2 protein-coding genes are annotated in these 2,529 nt (G+C 66.0%); both read left to right on the top strand.

Annotation, left to right across the window (positions count from 1 at the left end; translation table 11 throughout):
* Positions 1 to 863 (top strand): ATP-binding cassette domain-containing protein (locus MJD61_07075; GenBank protein ID MCG8555037.1); only part of this gene is annotated, 863 nt, incomplete at its 5' end.
* Positions 864 to 1,013: 150 nt separating this feature from the next.
* A complete protein-coding gene (locus tag MJD61_07080) occupies positions 1,014 to 2,402 on the top strand; it encodes a hypothetical protein (GenBank protein MCG8555038.1) in 1,389 nt (462 codons plus the stop codon).
* Positions 2,403 to 2,529: the final 127 nt, after the last annotated feature.

The following is a 2,529-nucleotide window of genomic DNA, read 5'->3' on the forward strand; positions in this document are numbered from 1 at the left end:
TCGCTCGCGAGCTCGAGTGGGTGCGCTCGGCCCCCAAGGCGCGGCAGGCCAAAGGACGGGCGCGCCTGACCGCCTACGAAGCCCTACGTGCCGAAGAAGACAGGGCCAAGCGTGAGCCAGGAGAGATCTTCATAGCACCCGGCGAGCGGCTTGGGGACAGTGTGATCGACGCCGAACGCCTCACAAAGGCGTTTGGCGAGCGCCTTCTCTTCGAGGACTTGAGCTTCCGCGTTCCCAAGGGGGCTATCGTCGCTGCGATAGGCGCGAACGGTACAGGCAAGACGACGCTTTGTCGGTTGCTCGTCGGCGCCGAGCAGCCGGATGCGGGTAGGCTTCGAGTCGGCGACACGGTAAAGCTCGCCTACGTGGACCAGACCCGCGACAAGCTTGATGGCGAACACACGGTATGGCAGCACATATCCGGCGGGGCGGACACGATCGCACTTGGTAAGCACCACGTCGCTTCGCGCGCATACGTTTCGTGGTTTGGCTTCCGGGGTAGCGACCAACAGAAGCTGCTGAAGAACCTCTCTGGAGGAGAACGCAACCGTGTGCATCTTGCGAAACTACTCAAGCGCGGGGCAAACGTGTTGCTGCTGGACGAGCCCACGAACGATCTGGACGTGGAGACCCTTCGCTCCTTGGAAGAGGCCCTGCTGCGCTTTTCCGGCTGCGCCATCGTAGTGAGCCACGATCGCTGGTTTCTGAATCGAATCGCGACCCATGTTCTGGCGTTCGAAGGCGACAGCGGCGTGGTCTGGTTCGAAGGGAGCTACGACGGCTACGAGGCGGACCGCAGGCGACGTCTGGGCACGGCCGCCGACGTGCCGAAGCGCGTCAAGTACCGCAGGCTGCTCGCGTGAGCCCAACGAATCCTAAAGGGCCGGCTTGGAGCATACCTCCACGCCAATCGCGCACCGACTTGTGCAGGTAACCACTGTTCCACGACACTGGTTCGTGGTAGCAAATTCGCTGCGGCATGCTAGAGTCGCGCGGCCCCGGAGGATCAACGCATGGACCCCTCAGATCACACCCAGCCCGCAGAGTCCACGAAACCCCGGCGTCGTATCGTTAGGCCGTCGAGCGAGCGGCAAGCCGGAGCTCAAGAGCCGGAGCTCTCGCTGTCTGCCGAGGCTGACCAGCCACAGCCGCGCGAGCGGGCAGAAGCGACACAGCACGCGAGCGAAGGGGCTGCGTCAGCTAACCATGGACCAAGCACCGGCGCCTCGCTCGAGGTTGCGACGATCCCGGCCGAGGACACGCAGTCTTCGTTCGCAGAGCCGGATGCGACTGCCGAACCCGAGCTCGACCTGCAACAGCCCGAGCCACCGGCGCCGCCCGAGCCGTCGGGGACTGGTGCCGAGCCCACACAAGCGAGCGCTATGGAGCGGGCCGCTGCCGAGCCGTCACCCGATGATCTGGATGACGATGCGTCCGCGGCTGCGAGTGCTCCGGAGGCAGCGAGCGCAGCAGACACCCAGCCTCCCGAGCCGCCAATCGGCTCGGTCAAAGACGGGGCCGAGCCTGCCGGATCTGCCGACAGCTCCGCGGACGACCAGCGCGCCCTGATCCTGAGCGGTCGCTATCTCGCAGCCGGCGCCCAAGTCGACGTGGACGAGGCACGGCGCGCGCTCGAGGAGCTACGGGTGATGGCCTCTCGTGCGCAAGCCACCATGACCCAGCGCCGGGCTCTTGCGCGAGCGCTGGTCAATGCGCTGCTGGCCGCGCTGGTCGCAGGCCAGGACGTCGCTGCGCGCGGGCTGCGCGATGAGCTCTCGCGGCTGGCTGAGGATCATGAGGTAGACGACACGCTGCATGCCTTGCTCCTTCATGCGTTGGTTTGGGGCCACCGTACGGCCTGCCGGCTTGGATCGCGTGACTTCGCGGAGGAAGCACTCACGCAGCTTGCCGATCTGACGCTGCAGGAGCTCTTCCCACCGAAGGCGGTGGAGGCGCTCTGCGTGGCCCTCGCGAACGAGCATCTGTACGCACGCCAAGGCGAAAGCCAGGCCCGTGGACCCATGGTCCTTTCGGAGCTCGAGGAGAGGCTTGGCGAGGTTCCGCACCGATCGCGCGCCCACATCGCCTATGCCACGGCCCTGTACAACGAGCATCTTCATGCTTGCCAGACCCGTCAAGGGCAGCTGCAGGAACACGCGCTACAGAGTTTACGCAAGGCCGTGGTCCCCGAGACGGCCCTGGCCGAAGAGCGGCTCCAGCTTGCCAAGGCGCTGTTCAACTCCGCGGTGGCGCTGCGCCATAAGCAGGAGCTGGCGGCGAGCCTGTTCGCCGAGTGCGAGGAGCTGTTGAGCTCCCTCGAGCTGAGGGAGGCAAGCGAGCTGCGTGAGCGCGTCACGCCTGCGACGCCCGCCACGCCGAGCGCAACAAGCCTGGCCAACTAGTGCCTCGCCACAGGAATCCTGATCGTTTGGCCCCAGCCCTGGCGCCCGCTGGCGGCGTTGGGACCTCCTCGAATATGCGCTGCACCGCATCGAAATGAACCGCAGTCTTCGTCGGTCCGCCTTGCCA

It is taken from the genome of Pseudomonadota bacterium (assembly GCA_022361155.1).
In the GTDB taxonomy this organism is placed as follows: domain Bacteria; phylum Myxococcota_A; class Polyangia; order Polyangiales; family JAKSBK01; genus JAKSBK01.